The organism is Gemmatimonas sp. (genome assembly GCF_021298855.1).
In the GTDB taxonomy this organism is placed as follows: Bacteria; Gemmatimonadota; Gemmatimonadetes; order Gemmatimonadales; family Gemmatimonadaceae; genus Gemmatimonas.
In genome coordinates this window covers 95,558-116,796 of record NZ_JAJTHI010000005.1, presented here as the reverse complement: position 1 = coordinate 116,796, position 21,239 = coordinate 95,558, and the positions used below count along the sequence as shown (strand labels likewise).

At 67.2% G+C, this 21,239-nt stretch carries 22 protein-coding genes; 1 reads left to right on the top strand and 21 read right to left on the bottom strand.

Going from position 1 to position 21,239, the window contains the following annotated elements:
- Positions 1 to 8: 8 nt before the first annotated feature.
- Together LW840_RS01895 and kdsB are read right to left on the bottom strand one after the other, a co-directional pair.
- Complete coding sequence (locus LW840_RS01895) at positions 9 to 1,691, bottom strand: CTP synthase (RefSeq protein WP_291263364.1); 1,683 nt, start codon at positions 1,689 to 1,691, stop codon at positions 9 to 11.
- A gap of 48 nt (positions 1,692 to 1,739) precedes the next feature.
- Positions 1,740 to 2,501 carry a 3-deoxy-manno-octulosonate cytidylyltransferase gene (kdsB, locus tag LW840_RS01890; protein ID WP_291266264.1) on the bottom strand — a complete coding sequence of 254 codons (762 nt, stop codon included), beginning with the start codon at positions 2,499 to 2,501 and terminating at the stop codon, positions 1,740 to 1,742.
- A 125-nt stretch (positions 2,502 to 2,626) separates the two neighbouring features.
- Between kdsB and LW840_RS01885 the strand changes: the two genes are divergently transcribed.
- A complete protein-coding gene (locus LW840_RS01885) occupies positions 2,627 to 3,571 on the top strand; it encodes a TerC family protein (RefSeq protein ID WP_291263362.1) in 945 nt (314 codons plus the stop codon).
- Between the two features lie 58 nt (positions 3,572 to 3,629).
- Here LW840_RS01885 and LW840_RS01880 read toward each other — a convergent pair whose 3' ends face one another.
- The 19 genes from LW840_RS01880 to LW840_RS01790 all read right to left on the bottom strand — a co-directional run bounded on the left by LW840_RS01880 (position 3,630) and on the right by LW840_RS01790 (position 21,224).
- Positions 3,630 to 4,232, bottom strand: coding sequence for an aminodeoxychorismate/anthranilate synthase component II (locus LW840_RS01880; RefSeq protein ID WP_291266263.1), 603 nt, complete (start codon positions 4,230 to 4,232; stop codon positions 3,630 to 3,632).
- 14 nt (positions 4,233 to 4,246) lie between these two features.
- On the bottom strand, positions 4,247 to 5,185 hold the full coding sequence (gene xerD / locus LW840_RS01875; RefSeq protein WP_291266262.1) for a site-specific tyrosine recombinase XerD: 939 nt from the start codon (positions 5,183 to 5,185) through the stop codon (positions 4,247 to 4,249).
- Positions 5,182 to 5,808 carry a DedA family protein gene (locus LW840_RS01870; protein WP_291263359.1) on the bottom strand — a complete coding sequence of 209 codons (627 nt, stop codon included), beginning with the start codon at positions 5,806 to 5,808 and terminating at the stop codon, positions 5,182 to 5,184. Before LW840_RS01870 ends, xerD begins: the two co-directional genes overlap by 4 nt.
- 69 nt (positions 5,809 to 5,877) lie before the next feature.
- Positions 5,878 to 6,366, bottom strand: a complete 489-nt coding sequence (gene ispF, locus LW840_RS01865; RefSeq protein ID WP_291263367.1) for a 2-C-methyl-D-erythritol 2,4-cyclodiphosphate synthase — start codon at positions 6,364 to 6,366, stop codon at positions 5,878 to 5,880.
- A 2-nt stretch (positions 6,367 to 6,368) separates the two neighbouring features.
- The gene (mqnC, locus tag LW840_RS01860) at positions 6,369 to 7,436 is read right to left on the bottom strand and encodes a cyclic dehypoxanthinyl futalosine synthase (RefSeq protein WP_291266261.1); all 1,068 of its coding nucleotides are present in this window, start codon (positions 7,434 to 7,436) and stop codon (positions 6,369 to 6,371) included.
- Between the two features lie 30 nt (positions 7,437 to 7,466).
- A complete protein-coding gene (locus LW840_RS01855) occupies positions 7,467 to 8,333 on the bottom strand; it encodes a menaquinone biosynthesis protein (RefSeq protein ID WP_291263357.1) in 867 nt (288 codons plus the stop codon).
- 2 nt (positions 8,334 to 8,335) lie between these two features.
- Positions 8,336 to 9,535: a CofH family radical SAM protein gene (locus LW840_RS01850; protein ID WP_291263356.1), complete on the bottom strand. Its 1,200-nt coding sequence runs from the start codon at positions 9,533 to 9,535 to the stop codon at positions 8,336 to 8,338.
- A gap of 66 nt (positions 9,536 to 9,601) precedes the next feature.
- Entirely contained in the window at positions 9,602 to 10,843 is a 1,242-nt protein-coding gene (gene fabF / locus LW840_RS01845; protein ID WP_291276306.1) for a beta-ketoacyl-ACP synthase II, read from the bottom strand.
- Positions 10,843 to 11,082, bottom strand: a complete 240-nt coding sequence (locus LW840_RS01840) for an acyl carrier protein (protein WP_291263354.1) — start codon at positions 11,080 to 11,082, stop codon at positions 10,843 to 10,845. The genes fabF and LW840_RS01840 overlap by 1 nt, the downstream gene beginning before the upstream one ends.
- Before the next feature lie 116 nt (positions 11,083 to 11,198).
- On the bottom strand, positions 11,199 to 11,960 hold the full coding sequence (gene fabG / locus LW840_RS01835; protein ID WP_291266260.1) for a 3-oxoacyl-[acyl-carrier-protein] reductase: 762 nt from the start codon (positions 11,958 to 11,960) through the stop codon (positions 11,199 to 11,201).
- Positions 11,961 to 11,974: 14 nt separating this feature from the next.
- On the bottom strand, positions 11,975 to 12,922 hold the full coding sequence (gene fabD / locus LW840_RS01830) for an ACP S-malonyltransferase (protein ID WP_291266259.1): 948 nt from the start codon (positions 12,920 to 12,922) through the stop codon (positions 11,975 to 11,977).
- Between the two features lie 63 nt (positions 12,923 to 12,985).
- Positions 12,986 to 13,978 carry a beta-ketoacyl-ACP synthase III gene (locus LW840_RS01825; protein ID WP_291263351.1) on the bottom strand — a complete coding sequence of 331 codons (993 nt, stop codon included), beginning with the start codon at positions 13,976 to 13,978 and terminating at the stop codon, positions 12,986 to 12,988.
- A complete protein-coding gene (gene plsX / locus LW840_RS01820; protein ID WP_291266258.1) occupies positions 13,975 to 15,015 on the bottom strand; it encodes a phosphate acyltransferase PlsX in 1,041 nt (346 codons plus the stop codon). Before plsX ends, LW840_RS01825 begins: the two co-directional genes overlap by 4 nt.
- Before the next feature lie 2 nt (positions 15,016 to 15,017).
- Complete coding sequence (gene rpmF, locus LW840_RS01815) at positions 15,018 to 15,200, bottom strand: 50S ribosomal protein L32 (RefSeq protein ID WP_291263349.1); 183 nt, start codon at positions 15,198 to 15,200, stop codon at positions 15,018 to 15,020.
- Positions 15,201 to 15,245: 45 nt separating this feature from the next.
- Positions 15,246 to 15,833: a DUF177 domain-containing protein gene (locus LW840_RS01810; RefSeq protein WP_291263348.1), complete on the bottom strand. Its 588-nt coding sequence runs from the start codon at positions 15,831 to 15,833 to the stop codon at positions 15,246 to 15,248.
- 61 nt (positions 15,834 to 15,894) lie between these two features.
- A complete protein-coding gene (gene ndk, locus LW840_RS01805; RefSeq protein WP_291263347.1) occupies positions 15,895 to 16,317 on the bottom strand; it encodes a nucleoside-diphosphate kinase in 423 nt (140 codons plus the stop codon).
- A gap of 125 nt (positions 16,318 to 16,442) precedes the next feature.
- The gene (sucD, locus tag LW840_RS01800; protein WP_291263346.1) at positions 16,443 to 17,315 is read right to left on the bottom strand and encodes a succinate--CoA ligase subunit alpha; all 873 of its coding nucleotides are present in this window, start codon (positions 17,313 to 17,315) and stop codon (positions 16,443 to 16,445) included.
- Positions 17,312 to 18,457 (bottom strand): ADP-forming succinate--CoA ligase subunit beta, encoded by a 1,146-nt coding sequence (gene sucC / locus LW840_RS01795; protein ID WP_291263345.1) that lies wholly within the window; start codon positions 18,455 to 18,457, stop codon positions 17,312 to 17,314. The genes sucD and sucC overlap by 4 nt, the downstream gene beginning before the upstream one ends.
- A gap of 139 nt (positions 18,458 to 18,596) precedes the next feature.
- A complete protein-coding gene (locus LW840_RS01790) occupies positions 18,597 to 21,224 on the bottom strand; it encodes a UPF0182 family protein (RefSeq protein ID WP_291276305.1) in 2,628 nt (875 codons plus the stop codon).
- Positions 21,225 to 21,239 lie beyond the last annotated feature (15 nt).

Genomic DNA, 21,239 nt, shown 5'->3' with positions numbered 1-21,239 from the left:
GCGGTCGCTCACTGGTTCACGTGCGCGAGGGTGGGCGACGCGCTGACCGGCGATTCGGCACGGCGGCGCGTGTGCGCGGCCGCGACGAAACCGGCAAACAGCGGGTGCGGGCGCAGGGGGCGCGACTGCAGTTCCGGGTGGAACTGGCAGCCCACGAACCACGGGTGCGAGGGCAGCTCGATCATCTCCACCAGCGAATCATCGGGAGAGAGTCCGCTCAGGCGCATGCCGTGCTCGATGAAGCGCTCACGGTACCGGTTGGACACCTCGTACCGATGCCGATGCCGCTCGCTGACCTCGGGCTGTCCATAGATCTCCGCCGCCCGCGAGCCGCGCTGCAGGCGGCACGGGTAGGCCCCGAGGCGCATGGTGCCGCCCTTGTCCGTCACTTCGCGCTGCGAGTCCATGAGGGAAATGACGGGGTTGCTGCACTCGGGGGCGAACTCGCTGGAGTGACTGTCGTCGAGGCCGAGCGCATGCCGCGCGAACTCGATGAGGGCCACCTGCATGCCGAGGCAGATGCCGAAGAACGGCAGCTGCAGCTCGCGGGCGGCACGAATGGCCTCGACCATGCCCTCCACGCCGCGCACGCCGAATCCGCCCGGCACCAGCAGACCGTGATGCTGCGACAGGATCTCCCGTGCGCGCTCCGGACTGGTGAACAGGTCGCTGGAGGTCCAGGCGAGCTCGACGCCCACATCATTGGCGATGCCGCCGTGAATGAGCGCTTCCTGGACACTCTTGTAGCTGTCGACGTAGTCGGTGTACTTGCCCACGACGCAGATGCGCACCTTCTCGCGGGGATGCGTGATGCGCTGCACCATCGTGCGCCACGCCGAGAGATCGGGGGTGGGGGCGCTGAGGCGGAGTCGCTCCATGACGCGGTCTGCGAACCCCTGCTGTTCGAACACCAGCGGTATCTGGTAGATCGTGGGCACGTCAGGGCTCTCGATCACCGCGCCGAAGTCCACGTTGCAGAAGAGCGCGATCTTGCGCTTCACGTCGTCCTGCAGCGGCTTCTCGCTGCGACAGATGAGGAAGTCCGGCTGGATGCCGATTTCCATGAGTTCGCGCACGGAATGCTGCGTGGGCTTGGTCTTCACCTCCCCGGCGGCGGCAATGTACGGCACCAGCGTGAGGTGCACGAAGATCGCATTCTCCTTCCCCACTTCCCGGCGGAACTGCCGGATGGCTTCCAGGAAGGGCAGCGATTCGATGTCGCCGACGGTCCCGCCGATCTCGACGATCACGACGTCGTTGCCGGGGGCGATGCGCTTGACGGCGTTCTTGATCTCGTCGGTGATGTGCGGGATGACCTGGACCGTGGAGCCGAGGTACTCGCCCCGACGCTCCTTGGTGATGACGTTCGAGTAGATCCGGCCCGTCGTGATGTTGTTGGCCTGCGACAGCGGGCGGTCGAGGAACCGCTCGTAGTGTCCGAGATCGAGATCGGTCTCCGCCCCATCGTCCGTCACGAACACCTCACCGTGCTGGAACGGGGACATGGTGCCCGGATCGACGTTCAGATACGGATCGAGCTTCATCATGGTCACGCGAAAGCCGCGTTCGACGAGCAACCGCCCGAGCGAAGCCGCTGCGATACCCTTGCCGAGGGAGGACACGACGCCACCGGTGACGAAGATGTACTTCGGGGCGGACGTCTGGCCTGTCGGCGCAATGGCAGTGGACATGAGCGGAGTTCCGTGGGAGACCGGGTCGAAATTCGGGAAAGTCGCGCCCTACGGCGCGACAGGGAGCGTGAGCTCAGACCAGCGCCGATTCGCATGGCGCAGATCGTCTTCGGTGTCGATTCCGCCCTCGGCGAAGGGCACGTGCGCGACGCCGATCGGGATATCGTGTGCGAGTGGCCGCAGTTGCTCCAACCGCTCGACGCGCTCGAGCGGATGCGGTGCCAGCGTCACCCACTGATGCAGGGCGTCACGGGTATAGGCGTACACCCCCACGTGCTGGCGCACGAGCGGCGCCAGGATCGGCGCGTCCATCGCGTCACGCAGAAACGGAATGGGCGCCCGCGAAAAATAGAGGGCCCGACCGCTCTCGGTGCACACGACCTTTACCACGTCGGCTCGCTGCTGTGCGGATACCGCCACGGGGACCGCGGCCGTTCCGATGGGCGCGCGGCCGTTGGCGACGATGCCGACGGCGCCTTCCAGCGCCTCGCGTGACACAAAGGGCTCGTCCCCTTGTACATTGAGGATGATCGGCCACGCTGAGAACTCGGGCCGCGCCGCCACCTCGGCCACGCGATCCGTGCCGCTGGGGTGATCCGCTCGCGTCATCACCGCGGGGATGCCGTGAGCGGCGCAGACGGCGGCGATGTCGGGGTGGTCGGTTGCCACCACCACGCGGTCTGCCACCTGCAAGGCTTCGACGCGCTGGTGCACCCGGACGACGAGGGGTTCGCCTCCCAGGAGGCGAAGCGGTTTGCGGGGGAGCCGGGTCGCGCCAAGGCGCGCTGGAATCACCGCGAGGACAGCCATGGTCCAGTGCGCTGGGGCGTGGTTGCAGCAAAATTCACGCCAGTTAAGATACCCGGTTCGACACGGCAAGGCAAACGTGCCCTGCCGGTCGGATGCGTCACCTTTTGCGTCTCCAGCTTTCCGGCATGCCCACGTCTTGGTGGATCGGCTTCAACGTCATGGTGCTGTTCCTGTTGGCCCTCGATCTCGGGGTGTTCAACCGGAAGGCGCACGCGGTTTCGGTCAAGGAAGCGCTCGGCTGGAGCGCCCTCTGGGTGTCGCTGGCGGTCGGGTTTGGCCTCTGGATCGGGCAGGCCATGGGACGCCAGGCCATGCTCGAGTTCTATGCCGGCTATCTGGTGGAACAGGCGTTGTCGGTCGACAACCTGTTCGTCTTCATCCTGATCTTCGGATACTTCCGCGTTCCCCAGGAGCTCCAGCATCGGGTGCTCTTCTGGGGCATTCTTGGCGCGCTGCTCATGCGCGGGGCCATGATCGGTGCGGGCGCCATCCTGCTGGCGCAATTCCACTGGATCATCTACGTCTTTGGCGCCTTTCTCGTCTACACCGGCTTCAAGATGGCCTTCGGTGGTGGGAGCGACATCGCGCCGGAGCAGAACCCCGTCATTCGCCTGGTGCGCCGGTTCGTGCCCCTCACCACCAGGTTTCACGGCGAGAGGTTCTTCGTACGAGAGGCGATCGAGCCTGGGGGAGCGCTGCGCCGTGTCGCCACGCCCCTTTTTGTGGTGCTCGTGCTCGTGGAGACGACCGACGTGGTGTTCGCCGTGGACTCCATCCCTGCCATCTTCGGCGTGACGCGCAACCCGTTCCTCGTGTACACGTCGAACGTGTTCGCCATCCTCGGGCTCCGCTCGCTCTACTTCGTGCTCGCCAACATCATCGGCAGGTTCCACCTGCTCAAGTACGGCTTGTCGGTCGTGCTGGCGTTCGTGGGAGTGAAGATGCTGCTCAGCGAGTGGCGCCCCATCGGCATCGGGGTGTCACTGGGCATCGTCGCCGGGGTGCTCGTGGGCAGCGTCCTGCTCTCCCTCGTCATTCCGCCGCGCCCGGACCGCGACGCCACGACGTGACGCTCCCCCGTCCCGGATGCCGCCCGTGCGGGGGCGTCCGGGCGTCCGGGCGGCACGGTCAGCCCGGCACTGCCGCCGATCGGTGGGCCCGTGCCATGCGCAGGAAGTTGCCAAGCAGGGTTCGCCCGTGCTCGGTGAGAATGGACTCCGGGTGGAACTGCACCCCCCACACGGGATGCTCGCGGTGCTGCACCGCATGAATCTCGGTGGCGTCATCGGTCGCCACCGCCGTCACGGCCAGACAGGACGGCAACGTTTCGCGGCTGACCACCAGCGAGTGGTAACGCATGACCCCGAAGGGCGAGGGAATGTCGGCAAAGAGCCCGGTGCCGTCGTGCACCAGTCGTGACATCTTGCCGTGCATCACGCGCGACGCCCGCACCACGTCGCCACCGTATGCCTCGCCAATGGCCTGATGGCCAAGGCATACGCCAAGGAGTGGCGTGCGGGCCCCATACCGCCGAATCACCTCCACCGAAATGCCGGCGTCGCGCGGGGCGCAGGGACCCGGTGACACCACGATCGCATCGGGCGCCATCGCGCCCACATCGTCCACGGTCAGCGCGTCGTTGCGATGTACCTCGAGCCGCTCACCGAGCGCGCCGAAGTACTGCACGAGGTTGTAGGTGAACGAGTCGTAGTTGTCGATGACGAGAAGCATGGTGACGCTCGAGGTCAGGAGCGTGGATGGAACTGTCGGTGCACACTGCGAAGATAGTCGCGGTCCACGTGCGTGTAGATCTGTGTGGTGGCGATGTCGGCGTGCCCCAGCATTTCCTGGACGGCACGGAGGTCCGCGCCTCCCTCCAGCAGGTGGGTGGCAAAGGAGTGGCGCAGCGTGTGCGGGGACACGGCTTTCTCGAGTCCCGCCTGTTCCACGTATTTGCGCAGGATCTTCCAGGCCCCCATGCGCGTCAACGGCGCGCCGCGGCCGTTGAGAAACAGCAGCCCCTTCCCCTGCCCCCGCTCCAGCACCGGACGGAGTTCGCGCACATAGACCGCCACGGCGCCGATCGCCGATCGTCCGATCGGCACGAGGCGCTCCTTGCTGCCCTTGCCGATCACGCGCACGAGCCCTTCCTCGAGCAGCACGTCCTTGACCGCCAGGCCGATCCACTCCGACACCCGGAGTCCCGCGCCATAGGCCAGTTCCAGCATGGCGCGATCACGAAACGCGAGGCGCTCGTCGAGCTGTGGCGCCGCGAGCAGTCGCGTCACCTCGTCGACGCTCAGGACCTCGGGCAAGGTCCGCCATCGTTGCGGGGAGTCGAGTCGCTCCGTGGGATCGGTCGTGACCACCCCTTCCGCCAGCAGGATCCGATACCATGTGCGGAGCGCCGAGATGTTGCGACGGATCGAGCTCCCGGCAAGGCCGAGGTCCTTGAGGTGGTAGATGAACTCCCGAAGCGCCGCCGCGGTAATGGCCCCGACCGTCGTGATCCCCTGCGTGCGCATGAACACCGCACAGCGCAGCACATCGCGTCGATACGCGTCGATGGTCCGGGGCGAGGCTCCCGCCTCGAGCGCCAACGCATCTTCGAACAGTTGCAGGGCGAACCCCTGCTGCAGATGGCGCCAGTCGTCTCCCCGGTCGGGCAACGCCGGGGCCGTCACTGGCCCTGCCCGCCACCCGCACGCGACGAGCGCATGCGCCACACGACAATCGCCACCGCCATCATGACGAGTACGCCGGCGCCGATCGCCAGCAGACGTTGCTGCTCCGCAATGTGCGCCAGCAATTGCTCGGCGTTCGCGCCGGCTCGAAACGCCAGGACACACACGATCCCGTACCACAGGCCGGAGGCCAGCGTCATGGCCACAGCCGCGCGCACCGCGCCGATGCCGAGCGCGCCTGCCATGGGCGGCACCAGCGCACGCACACCCGGCAGGAATCGACTCGCCATTACCGCGAACAGTCCCTGCGTCTTGAAGCGTTCCGCAAAGCGGTCGGCGGCGGAGGGGGATACCACGGCCGGAAAGCGCCGCATGAGCCACGGGAGACCGTAGCGGTGGCCCAACCCGTACATCAGCATGGCGCCTCCCACGTTGCCGACCATGGTCGCCAGCCACACGCCCCATTCGGTCCCGGTGCCGCGCGCGGCCACGAACGCGCCGAGCGCGATCACCGTGTCGGCAGGGAGCGGCGGAAACACATTCTCGAGAAAGGCCGCCACGATGATGGCCCCGTACAACAGGGCCTCCGGAAGCGACGTCAACCACGCCAGCAACTCAGTCATGTCGCCGCCCGGTGCCGAAGGGATGGCTGGGCGATCGGCGCGTGCTCGGCGCGGGATCGCCGCCCATCGTCAGTCGCGTCGGATGACGGATGCCGTCGCGATCACGGCCAATCCCTCACCACGGCCGATCCAGCCCAGGCCCTCGTTGGTCTTGCCCTTCACGAACACCTCCTCCACCGCCACCTCGAGCACCGCCGCCAGCCGTTCCCGCATCGCCGCCCGATGCGGGCCGATCTTGGGCTGTTGCGTGATTACGGTGACATCCACGTTGCCCACCCGCCATCCCGCCTGGTGAAGGCGCGCGACGGCCGCGGCGAGCATCACGACGGAATCCTTCCCCCGGTTGGCCGCGTCGGTGTCGGGGAACATCTCGCCAATATCACCGAGCCCGGCGGCGCCCAGCACGGCATCGGTGATGGCATGGCACACGGCATCGCCGTCGGAGTGTCCCGCACAGTGCATGGACGCTGGAACGTCGATGCCGCCCAGGCGCATGGGCCCCCCCTCACCGAACCGATGGGAGTCGTAGCCGATCCCCACGCGCACTCCCATCGCCATCGTCACGCCGCCGCCGTGGCCGACACAGCGGGAGCGGCGATCGACATCCCGTCGTTGCTGCTGATGATGGTGTAATCCTGCCGCCGCCGCGCCGGCGTGAAGCCGGCATCGACGATGAGCCGATCGAGTTCGTCGGTGGTGGTACGGTGCGTGGTGTTCGCGGCCGACACCACGTTCTCCTCGATCATGAGCGAGCCGAAGTCGTTGCACCCGAACTTGAGGGCCATCTGCCCCACCTTCATGCCCATCGTGACCCAACTCGACTGCAGGTTGGGCACATTGTCGAGCACGATGCGCGAGATGGCCACCGTACGCAGATACGTGGTGGCATCGGTCTTCGGCATGTGCGACATCGTGGGCGTGTTCTCCGGCTGCAGCGGCCACGTGATGAACGCGGTGAAGCCGTTGGTGCGGGCCTGCAGGTCCCGCACGCGCTGCAGATGCTCGAGGCGCTCGGCGAGCGTTTCGCCGATGCCGTACATCATGGTGACCGACGTCTTCATGCCGGCATTGTGCGCCAGCTCCATGATCTCCAGCCAGCGATCGGCGCCCGCCTTCTTGGGCGCCGCAATGTCCCGCACCCGCTGCACGAGAATCTCACCGCCGCCCCCGGGAATGGAATCGAGTCCCGCTGCCTTGAGTTCGCGAATGACCTCGGTGGCATCCATGCGGAAGCGCGTGGAAAAGAAATCCACCTCGCTCGGGGAGAAGCCATGAATGTGGATCGGGTGATGCGTCTTGATGTAGCGCAGCAGGTCGAGGTACCACTCGAATGGGATGTACGGATTGTGGCCGCCCTGAATCAGGATCTGCACACCGCCGAGCGCCTTCGTTTCCTCGATCTTCTCGCCGATCTGCTCATAGGAGAGGGTGTATCCCTCGCCGTGCTTCGGGCGCCGGTAGAAGGCGCAGAAGCCGCAATCGGCGACGCACACGTTCGTATAGTTGATGTTCCGATCGACGATGTAGGTGACGACACCATGCGGATGCTTCTGCTCGCGAATGCGATCCGCCTCGAGGCCCAGTTCGAGCAGCGGCGCGTTGGTGTAGAAATCGAGAAGGTCACGCATGACGGTCACGGGTATTGAGCAGAATGGCGGTCACGCGGCGGGGAGGAAGGCCAACGTACCATCCGGTACGCGTCCTGCCAGCACGAGCCGACGGAAGAACTCGGTGAGCCCCGCGAGATGCGGGTACGACAGCCGGTAATCGAGTCCCGCGAAGTAGTCGCGACAGGTCTCCACCGGAACGCCACTGGCGAGTGCGGCCTGCGCCGAGAGCAGGTCGAGATGCGCCAGCCCCCAGTCGCGGGAGGCGATGAGGGACGCATGCGCACCGAGCGCGGCGTGCACCGGGGTGCGGCGCTGCGCCACCCACACGGCGAAAACGAACGGCAGCCCGGTCCAGTGCTTCCACGCTGCGCCGAGATCTTCGATGTACGGGTATCGCTCGGCCCACAGGCCACCGCGATTGGCGGCATCGAACAACGTGAGTGCCGCATCACCGATCACGAGCCGCGCATCGTGCGGCTCCTCCTGAAAACGTGCAATGTCCCCCATCTCGGCATCGCCGGGCACGAACTCGGGGCGGCACTTCCACACGTGTTCGAAGAGCAGTTCGAGCAGATGCACGCTCGTCATGCTGCTGCGGCTCACGACGACGCGGCGCCCACCGAGGTCGCGCGCATCACGCTTGCTGAACAGCATCACGCTGCGCACCGGGCCGTCACTGGTGATCCCCAATTCCGGGAGCAGCAGGAACTGGTGCGCATCCTTTGCGTACTCCACCGCCGACACCACACTGATGTCGATGTCGCCGGTCGCCATGAGGCGATTGAGCTGCGTGGGCACGCCGTCCACCAACTCACCGGCGAGCGGCACGATGCCACGTTCGATGGCCCCGTACACCGGGTAGCAGTTGATGTACCGGATGCGCCCGACCCGCAGGGCCTCCCGCCCGCTGTTCATGGTCAGGACGCGGCGGAGGTGAAGGCGTCGGCCGCGGCCGTGATGCCTTCGCCGGTGTCATCGGGCGCGAATTCCCGGATGACGCGATAGAACGAATCCCGTTCGGCCGGCTGCTTGCCCGCACCGCGGATGAGCTGCAGCAGCTGCGGCAGCGTCATGCCCTGCGGTGTGCTGGCGCCCACGGCGTGGTAGATCTTCTCGCGCACCACGGTGCCCTCGATGTCGTTCACACCGAAGTGCAGCGCAATCTGGGACACCGGCGTGGTGACCATGATCCAGTGCGTCTTGATGTGCTCGAAGTTGTCGAGGAAGAGACGCCCCACCGCCAGGTTGCGCAGGTCGTCGAGGCCCGTCGTGCTGGTCCCCTGCCGGCCCAGCGTCACCCCGAGTTCGTTGTCGTCGGGGTGATACGCCAGCGGGATGAACGCGAGGAAGCCGCCCGTGTCATCCTGCAGCGTGCGCAGCATGTCGAGATGCTGCATCCGGTCGTCGATGGTCTCCACGTGACCGTAGAGCATCGTGCAGTTCGACCGGATGCCGAGCCTGTGCGCCGTGCGATGCACCTCAATGTACTCGGCCCCGCCCAGCTTCTTGTCGGCAATCTGCTCGCGTACGGCCGCACTGAACGTCTCCGCCCCGCCGCCGGGAAGGGTATCGAGCCCGGCCTCGCGCAGGGCCACGAGCACCTCGTCCCGGCTCATTTTTTCGATGCGCGCGATGTGTGCAATCTCGACGGCCGTGAGCGCCTTGATGTGCACCTGGGGGTGCCGCTCCTTGAGCGCGCGGAACATCGTCGTGTAATACTCGAGGCCCGCCTGCATATCGAGACCGCCGACGATGTGGAACTCGCGCGTCATCGTACCGTCGGCGCGATCGGATTCGGCGAGTACCTGCTCGAGGGAATACCGGTAGGCACCGTCTTCCTTCGGCAGGCGCGCATAGCCGCAGAAGACGCACGTCTTCCGCAGCACGCAGATGTTGGTGGGGTTGATGTGCTGGTTGGCCGCAAAGGTCACCCGGTCGCCATGGCGCGCACGGTTGGCGGCATTGGCCATGGCCCCCACCCCGAGAATATCGGGGCTGGTATACAGGGTGTGGCCATCGGCAATCGTGAGGCGCTCGCCGCGCATCAGCTTTTCGCCGATGGGGCGCAGCGCGGGATCACGCAGCGTGTCGAGGTCGAACGGTACTGCGAGCGGCATCAGGAGCTACCCGGGCTTCGGCGCGGCACCACGCCGCGCGTCATCTCGATATACGCCCCGACGGGCTTACCCGTGCCAGCGTCGGAGCGCGATCGAGACGTTGTGACCGCCGAACCCGGAGCTGTTGGAGAGCGCGACCTCGACCGGACGCGCCGTGGGCGTGTTCGGTGTGACGTCGAGATCGCAGTCCGGATCGGGGGTGCTGTAGTTGATCGTGGGAGGAATCATACCGTCGCGCATGGCCAGCGCGCAGGCGATGAACTCCACGCCACCGGCCGCGCCGAGCATGTGCCCGGTAGCCGACTTGGTCGAACTGACAGAGAGCGCGTACGCATGATCGCCGAACACCGTCTTGATGGCCCGGATTTCATTCGGATCATTCAGCGGCGTGGAGGTGCCGTGCGCGTTGATGTACGTGACGTCGGTGGGCGCCAGCTTGCCGTCAGCCATGGCCTTGCGCATGGCCCGCTGCAGCCCCTCGTGTGCTTCCGGCTGCCCGGTGAGGTGATACGCATCGCCCGTGGCGCCATATCCCACCACCTCGCCGTAGATGCGCGCTCCGCGCGCGATCGCATGCTCGAGCACCTCGAGCACCACCACGCCGGCGCCTTCCCCGAGCACGAAGCCATCGCGCGTGGCATCGAAGGGACGCGATGCCGTGGCCGGCGCATCATTGCGCTCGGAGAGCGCGGTCATGTTGCCGAACCCGCCGATGGCCATGGGCAACACCGACGCTTCCGTCCCACCGCACAGCATCACGTCGGCGTCACCGTACGAAATGGTGCGGAACGCCTCGCCGATGGCGTGAGCGCTCGTGGCACAGGCGGACATCGTGGCGAAGTTGGGGCCCTTGGCGTTGAAGCGCATGGAGACCACCCCGGCCGCGATGTCGGCGATGTACATGGGGATGAAGAACGGCGAGATGCGCCGGTTCCCCGACTGCATGAGCACCGAGTGCTGGTCCTCCATCGTGGCCAGCCCACCGATACCGCTCCCGATGATCACGCCGAAGTCCTCGGGAACGTATCCGCCCTGCTCCAGCCCCGCATCGTGCATGGCCTGCACGGACGCCGCCATGGCGTACTGGGTAAAGAGGTCGGCGCGCTTGGCCTCCTTGCGGTCCATGTACAGGCCCACATCGAAGCCCTTCACCTCACAGGCGAACTTCACCTTGAAGTCCGACGCATCGAACTTGGTGATGAGCGCGCCCCCCGATACCCCGCCCAGCAGCGACTGCCAGGTCGTCGCCACGTCGTTGCCGACGGGCGTGATCGCCCCAAGACCCGTGACGACGACCCGCCGCCGCATCAGCCCGCGACCTTCGCCTCGAGGTACGCGATGGCGTCACCCACGGTGCGCAGCTTCTCGGCATCCTCATCGGGGATGTCGATGTTGAACTCCTTCTCGAACTCCATGACCAGTTCGACGATGTCGAGCGAGTCCGCGCCGAGGTCCTCGATGAAGCTCGCTTCGGGGGTGAGCTTTTCGCGCTCAACGCCGAGTTCCTTCTCGATGATATCCTTGATCTTCGACGCGTGATCCGACATGGGAACCGTTCCTCTGATGTTGTTGGGGTGAGAATGGAGAACTTAGCCACGGCACGGCGTCACAGGGAGGCCCTCCCGGGAGAATCCCGCAGGACGGAGCCACCCAGGAGCCCCGACTACATCACCAGGCCGCCGTCCACCACGAATACCTGCCCGGTGACATAGCCGGTCAGGTCCGACGCGAGCACGAGTACCATGCCCGCCACGTCCTCGGGGGTGCCGAGGCGTTCGAGAGGGATGCCGGCGCTCATGCCGGCCCGAGCCTCGGGGGGCATGGCCGCCGTCATGTCCGTCTCGATGAATCCGGGCGCCACGACGTTGGCCAGGATGTTCCGCGACGCCAGTTCCTTGGCAATCGACTTGGTAAGACCGATCAGCCCGGCCTTGCTGGCGGCGTAGTTCGCCTGCCCCTTGTTGCCGATCAGCCCCACGACGCTGGCGACGTTGATGATCCGGCCCCACCGCCGCTTCATCATGCCGCGCGTCGCGGCGCGACAGGTGGCAAAGGCCCCTCGCAGATTCGCGTCGATGACCGCATCCCAGTCGTCGTCCTTGAGTCGCATCAGCAGGTTGTCCCGCGTCAGCCCGGCGTTGTTGACCAGAATGTCGAGCTGACCGAAGTCCCGCTCGACCGCCTCGATCAGCGCCGTGGCCTGGGCAACGTCGGCGACATCGGCCGCATAGCCGCGGACCTCGGCGCCCGTGGCAGCCGCGAGCTCAGCCGCTGCCGCCTCGGCCTTGGACAGATCACGCCCCGTCACCGCCACGCGGGCGCCGGCGGCGGCGAGCGTGCTGGCAATGGCGCGCCCGATGCCGCGGGTGGACCCCGTCACGAGCGCCACGCGCCCGCTCAGGTCAATCTTCCGACCAGTGGACATAACGTATTGTGCTGTCAGGAGTTTTGTGAAATGAGCGCAACGAACTTCTCGACGTCGGCGACCGTGCCGATCGCCAGGGTCTGCACCTCGGGCGCAATGCGCCGTGCCAAGCCGGTGAGTACCGCACCCGTCCCGACCTCCACAAACAGCGCGGAGGGATACCGCTCCGCCAGGGTGCGCATGACGCGGGTCCATTGCACCGGCGCTGTGAGCTGCTGCAGCAGCAGCTCGCGCGCGGTGGCCGCGGTGGTGACCGCGGCGGCGTTGACGTTTGCAATCACCGGAATGGCGGGGGCGTGCCACGTTTCGGCCTCGAGGGCGCGAGCCAGACCGTCAACAGCCGGGGCCATGAGCGGCGAGTGGAAGGCACCACTGACCGGTAACGGAAGACACCGCTTGGCACCGGCCTCCTTGGCCAGTTCCATCGCCCGCTCCACCCCGGCCACCTCACCCGAGATGACCACCTGCTCTTCGCTGTTGTAGTTGGCGGGCACCACCAGGCCGCGCTCTGCGGTCGCCTGGGCGCAGAGGTCGTCGATGGACCTGGTGAGGACCCCGAGAATGGCGGCCATGGCACCGGGACGCGCAACGCCCTGCTCGTACATGAGCGAGCCGCGGCGCCGTACGAGGCGCGCGGCGGCCGCCAGGTCGAGCGTACCGGCAAGGTGATACGCCGAGAACTCCCCAAGGGAGTGCCCTGCTGCCGCAACGGCCTGCGGGCCGACGGCGTCGCGCACCACGGCCCATACCGCCGCGCTGTGCGCCAACAGCGCGGGCTGCGCATTCACGGTTCGCGTCAGCTCGTCGGCGGGTCCTTCGAAGGCGAGGGTCGACAGCGCCGCCCCAACGGCATCGTCAACCGCATGAAACGCGTCACGCGCCGCAGGGAACGCCTCGTAGAGATCCTTCCCCATACCGACTTTCTGCGACCCCTGTCCTGGGAGCAGGAATACGAATTCCATGGCCATCGCGATACGAAGGGGCTGAAGTGAGGAGCGGCGCCGAGGCGTCCGCGCCTGACGCGTTTAGAAGCGGGCCACGAGTGAGCCCCACGTGAATCCCGCACCGAAGGCCGCAAAGAGCACCGTGCTGCCTTCCCGGATGCGCCCCTGCTCCATGGCGTCGTTCAGCGCAATGGGGATGGAGGCGGCGGAGGTGTTGCCGAAGCGATCGACGTTCACGAACACCTTGTCCATGGGGATGCCGGCGTGCTTGGCCGTTGCCTCAATGATGCGGACGTTCGCCTGATGCGGAATGAGCAGGTCCACATCGGCGGCCGTGATGCGCGCGCTGTCGAGCGCACGATCGGTGGCCTCGGCCATGGAGCGCACCGCATGCTTGAAGACCTCGCGTCCCGCCATCTGGATGCAGGCGCGACTCCCAGCCTCCGGCGAGTACGGTTCGGCGCCGCCACCGGCCGGCCGCCACAGCAACTCGGCCAGTGCCCCATCCGAGCGCATGAACGTGGAGAGGATGCCCTTCTCCCGCTTTTCGCCCTTCGCGCGACGCAGCACGGTGGCCCCCGCGCCGTCAGCGAAAAGGATGCAGGTATTGCGGTCGGTCCAGTCGACAATCGCGCTCAACTTTTCGGCGCCGATGACCAGGACCGTGTCGGCCGCGCCGCTCGCGATCATGGAGTCGCCGACGATGGCGCCGTACAGCCATCCCGAGCAGGCGGACGCCACATCGAAGGCCGCGGCACGCGACGCGCCGAGCGCCGTCTGCACTTCGACGGCCTGAGACGGCAGCAAGTGATCGGGCGACGCCGTACCCACGATGATCACGTCGATCTCGCCGGCGGTCACTCCCGCCTTGGCCATGGCCTGCTGCGACGCCTTGGCGCAGAGCGAAGCGAGGGACTCGTGGGGTTCGCAGATGTGACGCTGGCGGATGCCCGTCCGCTCGACGATCCATTCGTCGTTGGTGTCGACCCCCATCGCCGCGATATCGGCGTTGGTGACAACCTTGGCGGGCACGGCGTGCCCGGTCCCGGCAATGTACGAAAACGGTCGCTTCATGAGGCTGTTCCGGAGGGGGACGCCTGGGGCATCGACTCGGCGAGCCGGCGACCGATCTCGTCGGTCATCCCCGACTCGTACGCCCGCAACGCCACCTGAATGGCGTTGCTGATGGCCCGGGGCGAACTCTTGCCGTGGGAGATGATCGAGACCCCGCGGACGCCCAGCAGTGGCGCCCCGCCGTACTCGTCGACATCGAGCTGCTTGAGTGAGCCGGCCACCTTGCGCGCATCCAGTCCGGCGACCTGGGATACCATGCCGATGAGCATGGGGCCGATGCTCTCGTAGAACTTGAGCAGGATGTTGCCGGTGAACCCGTCGCAGACGACCACGTCGATGGGGCCGCGATCACAGACGCCGCGCGGCAGGTCCCGCCCCTCGACATTGCCGAGGAAGTTGAGGCCGGCGCCCAGCAGTCGCTGATGGGCCTCTTTCACGGCCAGGTTGCCCTTTTCCGGCTCCTCGCCAATGGAAAGCAGGCCGACGGCCGGTTCGGCACGGCCAAGCAGGGCACGCGCGTAGACCGTGCCAATGCGCGCAAACTGTACCAACTCCTCGGCGGCGCAATCGACGTTGGCGCCGACATCGAGCACGAGGATGGGTTCCTTGGCCGTCGGGAAGATCGTGCCGATGGCGGGCCGGGTGAGCCCGGGGTGCAGCTTGAGCAGCACAAGCGACGCGGCCATCTGCGCCCCGGTGTTGCCGGCGGAGACGAACGCGTGCGCGTGCCCTTCGGCGACGCGCTTGATGCCGACCACCATGGAGCTGTTGGTCTTGCCCCGCAGCGCGACCGAAGGCTTGTCGGTCATGGCGATCACGTCCGGCGCGTCTACAATGGCGAGACGCTCACGGACGCGCGCAAGGCCGGCGAGCTCACCGCCAAGGAGCACGTCGAGCTCCGCTTCGATTACGGCGGTGGGGCCGACGAGGTCGATGTGGTGTTCGGGGGCGAGCGCGCCGAGCGCCTGCACGGCGCCCGCGATGGGGGCCCGGGGGGCGAAGTCGCCCCCCATGGCATCCACGGCGATGCGCGCCAAGCTTACGCTTCCTGCGCCGTTACCCGCTGCTCGCCCGCATAGTACCCGCATTCCGCGCAAACGCGGTGCGGGCGCTTCGCCGTGCCGCACTGCGGGCACGACTGGATCACGATGGCGGGCGCGGTCTTGTGCGTGTTGCGGGCGCGCTTCCGCCGCTTCGAGGTACGGCGCTTCGGTACGGCCATGGGATGCTGACCTGAACTATTCGAGACGTAAGGACCGGCAGGCGCTCAGCGCAGAGCGCGCAGCGCATCCCACCGGGGATCAGAGGGTGGAGGACAGGTGCAATCCCCCGCGTTTCGATCGGCGCCGCACGCCGGACAGAGCCCGCGGCAATCGTCACGGCACAGCGCAAACGACGGAACGGCCAAGAGCCACTCCTCCCGCATCGCCGGACGCAGATCGAGTTCTCGCACACCTGCCGGAATCACGACCACGTCGTCTTCACCCGCCTCGTCCACACCGGACTCGGCGAAGATCAACTGCACGTCGTCGGACACCGACACACTCGCTTCGGCCAGACACCGCCGGCACTCCGCGAGTGCTGTACCTTCGAAATGGCCGCTGAAGTAGAAGCGACCGTGTCCCGCAGCGGAGAGACGGCCTGTCACGTGCACCCCGGGATCGACCGGACGCGACTCACCTGCCTCCCACACGGAATCCCCGGCATCGAGCCAACCGTCGACCACTTCTGCACGGGCTTCCAAACTGCGGATGTCAAAGCACAGCATAGCCGTGTAACGTAGAACGCCAGCCCCCGTCACACAAGGGCTGGCGCCGCCTTTCGCCCCGCTTCCGGTGGAGACAAGTGCCGCCACCGTGCGGAGTTAGCTGGCAGCCACCGCCGTCGGCTCACGCCAACCGGTGGCACCGGCCCCCTCAGGCGATGACGTCGGCTTCGGCGAAGAAGAACCGCGCTTCCCGCGCCGCGTTCTCGTCGGAGTCGGACGCGTGGATGGCATTCTTCCCCTTCGACTCGGCGTACAGCTTCCGCACCGTCCCTTCCGCCGCTTCCGCCGGGTCCGTGGCGCCGATCGCGGTACGCAAGGCAGCGACTGCGTCGTCCTTCTCGAGGATCATCGGCAGACACGGGCCACTGGTCATGAACTCCACCAGTTCCCCGTAAAACGGACGGGCCGCGTGCACTTCGTAAAAGGCGCCTGCCTGCGCCGTGGTCAGGTGCATGACGCGGGCGGCCTTCACCTGAAAGCCCTGGCGCTCGAGCAGCGCAATGATATTGCCCGCGTTGCCGGCGGCAAAGGCGTCGGGCTTGACGATCGTAAGGGTGCGGCGGCCAGCCATGGTCCGGGAGGGGTCGAATGGTGAAAACAGGCGCCGGAAGCACGGCGCGGCGGGAGCCAGAGCCCCCGCCGCGCGCAAGATAACCAGGCCGGACGCCGAAGAAAGCGGCGCCCGCCACGAGACCGTCACCCCAGACGGGCCCGGATCAGCTCCACGAAGTCCACCGGGCGCTGGGCCACGCCCATGCCGGCGGCCTTGAAGGCGTCGATCTTCTCGGCGGCCGTCCCGGCCGAGCCCGAGATGATGGCGCCCGCGTGACCCATGCGGCGGCCCGGCGGGGCCGTCTGACCGGCGATGAAGCCCACGACCGGCTTGGTCATGTGGTTCTTCACGAAGTCGGCGGCTTCCTGTTCATCGGTGCCACCGATTTCGCCCATCATGGCCACGGCCTTCGTGTGCGGATCCTTCTCGAACGCCGCCAGGCAGTCGATGAAGTTGGTGCCGTTGATCGGGTCACCACCGATGCCGACGCACGTGCTCTGGCCGATGCCGGCCTTGGTGAGCGCGTTCACGACTTCGTAGGTGAGCGTTCCGGAGCGGCTGACCACACCCACCGGACCGGGAGCGCAGATGCGGCCGGGGATGATCCCCACCTTGCTCTCCCCCGGCGTGATGAGCCCCGGGCAGTTCGGGCCGAGCAGACGTGCGCCATGCTCCTTCACGAAGGGATACACCTTCGTCATGTCGAGCACCGGCACGCCTTCGGTGATGCAGACGATGAACTTCACGCCCGCCGCCGCGGCTTCCATGATCGCATCGGCCGCGTACATGGGCGGCACGTAGATCACCGAGGTGTTGGCACCGGTTGCCTGCACCGCATCGTGCACGGTGTCGAAGATGGGGGCGGTACCTTCGAAGGTCTGGCCACCCTTGCCCGGGGTCACGCCGGCCACGACCTGCGTGCCGTATTCGATCATCTGCTTGGCATGGAACGAACCGTCGCGGCCCGTGATGCCCTGCACCACCAGCTTGGTGCTCTTGTCGATGAAGATGCTCACGCCGCACCTCCCTTGGTGGCGAGTTCCACGGCGCGCTGCACGGCCGAGTCCATGTCGCTCGACGCCGAGAAGCCGTTCTCCTTCAGGATCTGCAACGCGAGCTCCTCGTTGGTGCCGGTGAGACGGATGACGATGGGCACCTTCAGCGGGTTCTGCTTCGTCGCGGTCACGATGCCGTTCGCGACGTCGTCGGTGCGCGTGATGCCGCCGAAGATGTTGAACAGGATGCACTTCACGTTCGGATCCGACGTGATGATGCGGAGCGCGTTCACCACCTTCTCGGGGTTCGACGAACCACCGATGTCGAGGAAGTTGGCGGGGTCGCCGCCGTAGTACTTCACGAGGTCCATGGTGGCCATCGCGAGGCCGGCGCCGTTCACCACGCACCCCACGTTGCCGTCGAGCTTGATGAACGTGAGATTCGCGTTGCGCGCATCCACTTCACTCGGGGCTTCGCTGCTTTCGTCGCGCAGCGCGGCGATATCGGGCCGACGATCGAGTTCGTTGTCGTCGATCACCATCTTGCCGTCAACCGCGATGAGCTCTCCCTGCGGCGTCATGACCAGCGGGTTGATCTCGGCGAGCGAGCAGCCGGCGTTCATGAATGCCGTATACAGCTGCTGCATGATCTTCGCCGCCTGACGGGCCAGCTTCACATCCTTGTACAGGAAGAAGCCCATGCGCATGGCCTCGAAGGGCAGCAGGCCGTAGCGCGTGTCCACCGGGTGGTAGAGGATCTTCTCGGGCGTGGTCGCCGCCACCTCTTCAATGTCGATGCCGCCGGCGGCCGACACCATGAACACGGGCTTCTTGGTGGCGCGGTCGACGATGATGCCCACGTACGCCTCGGACCCGATGTCCGCGGCAACGGTCACGAGCACCTTTTCCACCGTGAGATCCTTGATCGTCATGCCCAGAATGGCGGTGGCCTTCTCCTTCGCCACGTCAGGGGTGGGGCAGAACTTCACGCCACCCGCCTTGCCGCGCCCACCGGCATGCACCTGGGCCTTCACCATGACTGCGGTGCCGTACTTCTTGGCGATGGCTTCCGCCTGATCGGCGGTCGTGGCGACTTCGCCGGGCGGAATCGGCACACCGGCCGCCCGCAACAGCTCTTTTGCCTGATACTCGTGTAGGTTCACGCGCTCTCCAAGGACTGGGGAATGTCAGCGGTTCAATGCTAGGTGGTCGCACCGGTGAAGGGCAATACGAGCCTGCCCGCCCCCGGTGTGTCCTGACGGATCCACCGCCGTGAACCGCCGGCGGTGCGTCCGGCCGCAATCACTGCGGCGGTCTGCCCAACGCGCGTCCGAGGCTGTCGAACGCCGCCCCGAATGCACTCCAATCACCTTGCTTCATGGCTTGTCGCATGGCGTCGTACCAGCGCGACGGGGCGCCTGTCTCCGGCGTGGAAACACCCATGGCGGTGCGCCCGCCATGGCGCGGCCGTTCGACCGTCTCTCCGAGCGAGGCCAGCGCATCGGCGAGGGTGGGTCCCACGCCGATCTGCTCGCCGTCACTCACCACTGCTGCGCCCATCGACAGGCGCCCGTCGGCGCCTGCCCCCTGTGCCGCCTGCACATACAGCACCCCACGCGAGGTGACCATGGCTTCGGGGCGCGACAGCAGGGCCCGCGAGACCGGCCCGGCCGATTCGGCACGGGCCGACCCTCGAGGAACCGTGGCAGGCGTCGGCCCAGGCGCACCTCCGGAATCGGCGCGCGCGTGCGCCCGCAGGCTGTCCACGGCCGCCGCCATGCGCGCGAGCGTTGCCGGCCACGGCACCGCAGGTGAGGACGTCCACCAGTACGTTGTTGGCACGGCCCCGCCCGTCACGGTCACCACGCCGGCCACCGCCTCCCGGGCGTCGAGCAACGGCACACTCCATGACGCCACGGCCCCGCCCTCCTGCTCCAGCATGACCGGTGCGGCGGGGCCATTGATGAAGGCACTGTCCGGCAGGTGACGAAGGACCGGCCCCTCGAGACGCGAGCCGTACCGCGCGAAGGTGCGCACCTGCAACTCCGCGCCGTCCGTTGGCGGTGGCAGTTGCACGGCGAGGGAGGGCGGCAATTCGGCACGCCGCGAGAACAGTCCGGGGAGTCGCGTCATCCACGTGCGGGCCAGAGCGTCGGGCTTCTCCGCCGGCATCACTCGCACGCGCCCGGTACCGGCATCCACGATGGCGGTGCCGGCCAGCTTGAAGTAGGAGTACACGCCGTCGCCCACCTGCCACCGCTGGCTCAACGGATACCGGGCCGACGCACTATAGAGGTGCAGCACCCAGTACAGCCGGTTGCCGTCGCGGATCGCATGCACGGTGGTGCTCTGCTCGAAGACCGGCGCGATGCGTCGCACCCGCTCACGGACGTCGCGATGGCTCACGAGCAACGGGCTCCCCGCCGTGGAATCGGCGCCAAGCAACGAGAGATCGCGCAAGGCCCAGGCATGCGCGAGGCGCGCCAGCGGCGTGTCGAGCAGCGCGCCCGGCACCTCGGCCGCGGTGGCACCATCCAACAGGCGGGCGCCGCTGGCACCTGGTGCCACCAGCGGCGCCTTGTCGCCGTACCTCCCATCAGCAACGGACCCCGGCACCGGCACGAGGCTGTCGCTCAGTACCGCCCGCGAGGCATCCACCAGCGACAGCCGCCAGGCACCGGCACCCGACACCGGGCGCTCGACGCGCAACGCGGTCACTCGTCCGTCGAGCAGGAACCAGCCAGGGGCGGCGACGGCCATGTACCCCGACGCATCGGTCGCCGCGGGGCGTGGTTCGCTCCCGGTCGTCGCCCAGTCGTCACCGCGAGTGGAGGAAACCGGCAATGTGCCCCCCGGGCGCAGCCCCTCCGCGAGTGTCACGGCGTCCCAGAGACTGGCCCGGGCGCCAAGCGTGGCGGTCGGTGTTGGCAGGGGGAGCATCGCGGCGCGATTGGCGCGATCGGCACTGTCAAGCGGAAGCGAACGCACCGCATCGGCGTCGAAGGCGCGCCGACTGAACAACGCGCGGGCCGCCACGTAATCGGCATCACGCCGTGCCGGGTCACCCAGCGTGTCCCCCCTCGCCGCCACGGCGGGCACGACGTGCCGCAACCCCATGGCGGCGAGCAGGATGACGGTCAACGTGACGAAGGCCGCCTTGAGCTGTCCGGCCCAGCCCGTACGCAGGATGATCAGGGCGGCCATCGCCGAGCCGTACGCCAGCACCGCGTCCATGCGCAAGGTGACCCGATGATCGACGCGCAGGAACAGTCCGTCGGGACCGCTGCCCGCGCGCAGCAGGTCGAACGCATCGAGTCGATAGCTCCAGGCCAGCAGCAGCAGCACGAGCGCTCCCAACACACTCAGGTGCCGCCGGACATGGGTACTCGCCGCGATGCGTCGTCCTTCGAGCCGGAGCGAACGGGTGAGGGCATAAAGCACCAGGACCATCGCCGTGAGCGCCACGACGCTGACCAGGGCCCAGAGGTACATCGTCTCCTCGAAGGGCAACCAGTAGACGTAGTGCCCCAGGTCGCGATCGAAAATGCCTTCGATTTCGCCGAACGGGATGCCGTGCCGGGCGAGGGCGAGCGTTTCCCAGTTGGTGAGCGGGATGGCCAGCACGGCCCCAACCAGCAGGGCGAGAATGATCGTCGCCGACAGCAGCCGCCGTCCCGGCACCATGGCCGTGAGCTCGATGTTGGCGACGCGCGACGGGACCGCCACGGCGAGAATGGTGCGCCGCACCGCGTGCAGATTGGCGAACGCGAAGAGAGAGCCGACGATCCAGGCGCCGCCCTGCAGCAGCACGGTGTCGAGGACCCGCTCCCAGAACAGGGTGGGCACGCCCATGGCATCGTACCATGCGTGATCCACGATCAACGCCGTCGCGGTGCGCCCTACGAGGAGCACGACGGCGGCCACAGCCACCACGAGGAGGAGCCA

Bases quoted from the DNA above. Each gene is read 5' to 3' on its own strand.
- LW840_RS01895 (WP_291263364.1), bottom strand. From the start codon at position 1,691: ATGTCCACTGCCATTGCGCCGACAGGCCAGACGTCCGCCCCGAAGTAC.
- kdsB (WP_291266264.1), bottom strand. From the start codon at position 2,501: ATGGCTGTCCTCGCGGTGATTCCAGCGCGCCTTGGCGCGACCCGGCTC.
- LW840_RS01885 (WP_291263362.1), top strand. From the start codon at position 2,627: ATGCCCACGTCTTGGTGGATCGGCTTCAACGTCATGGTGCTGTTCCTG.
- LW840_RS01880 (WP_291266263.1), bottom strand. From the start codon at position 4,232: ATGCTTCTCGTCATCGACAACTACGACTCGTTCACCTACAACCTCGTG.
- LW840_RS01870 (WP_291263359.1), bottom strand. From the start codon at position 5,808: ATGACTGAGTTGCTGGCGTGGTTGACGTCGCTTCCGGAGGCCCTGTTG.
- ispF (WP_291263367.1), bottom strand. From the start codon at position 6,366: ATGGCGATGGGAGTGCGCGTGGGGATCGGCTACGACTCCCATCGGTTC.
- mqnC (WP_291266261.1), bottom strand. From the start codon at position 7,436: ATGCGTGACCTTCTCGATTTCTACACCAACGCGCCGCTGCTCGAACTG.
- LW840_RS01855 (WP_291263357.1), bottom strand. From the start codon at position 8,333: ATGAACAGCGGGCGGGAGGCCCTGCGGGTCGGGCGCATCCGGTACATC.
- LW840_RS01850 (WP_291263356.1), bottom strand. From the start codon at position 9,535: ATGCCGCTCGCAGTACCGTTCGACCTCGACACGCTGCGTGATCCCGCG.
- fabF (WP_291276306.1), bottom strand. From the start codon at position 10,843: ATGCGGCGGCGGGTCGTCGTCACGGGTCTTGGGGCGATCACGCCCGTC.
- LW840_RS01840 (WP_291263354.1), bottom strand. From the start codon at position 11,082: ATGTCGGATCACGCGTCGAAGATCAAGGATATCATCGAGAAGGAACTC.
- fabG (WP_291266260.1), bottom strand. From the start codon at position 11,960: ATGTCCACTGGTCGGAAGATTGACCTGAGCGGGCGCGTGGCGCTCGTG.
- fabD (WP_291266259.1), bottom strand. From the start codon at position 12,922: ATGGAATTCGTATTCCTGCTCCCAGGACAGGGGTCGCAGAAAGTCGGT.
- LW840_RS01825 (WP_291263351.1), bottom strand. From the start codon at position 13,978: ATGAAGCGACCGTTTTCGTACATTGCCGGGACCGGGCACGCCGTGCCC.
- rpmF (WP_291263349.1), bottom strand. From the start codon at position 15,200: ATGGCCGTACCGAAGCGCCGTACCTCGAAGCGGCGGAAGCGCGCCCGC.
- ndk (WP_291263347.1), bottom strand. From the start codon at position 16,317: ATGGCTGGCCGCCGCACCCTTACGATCGTCAAGCCCGACGCCTTTGCC.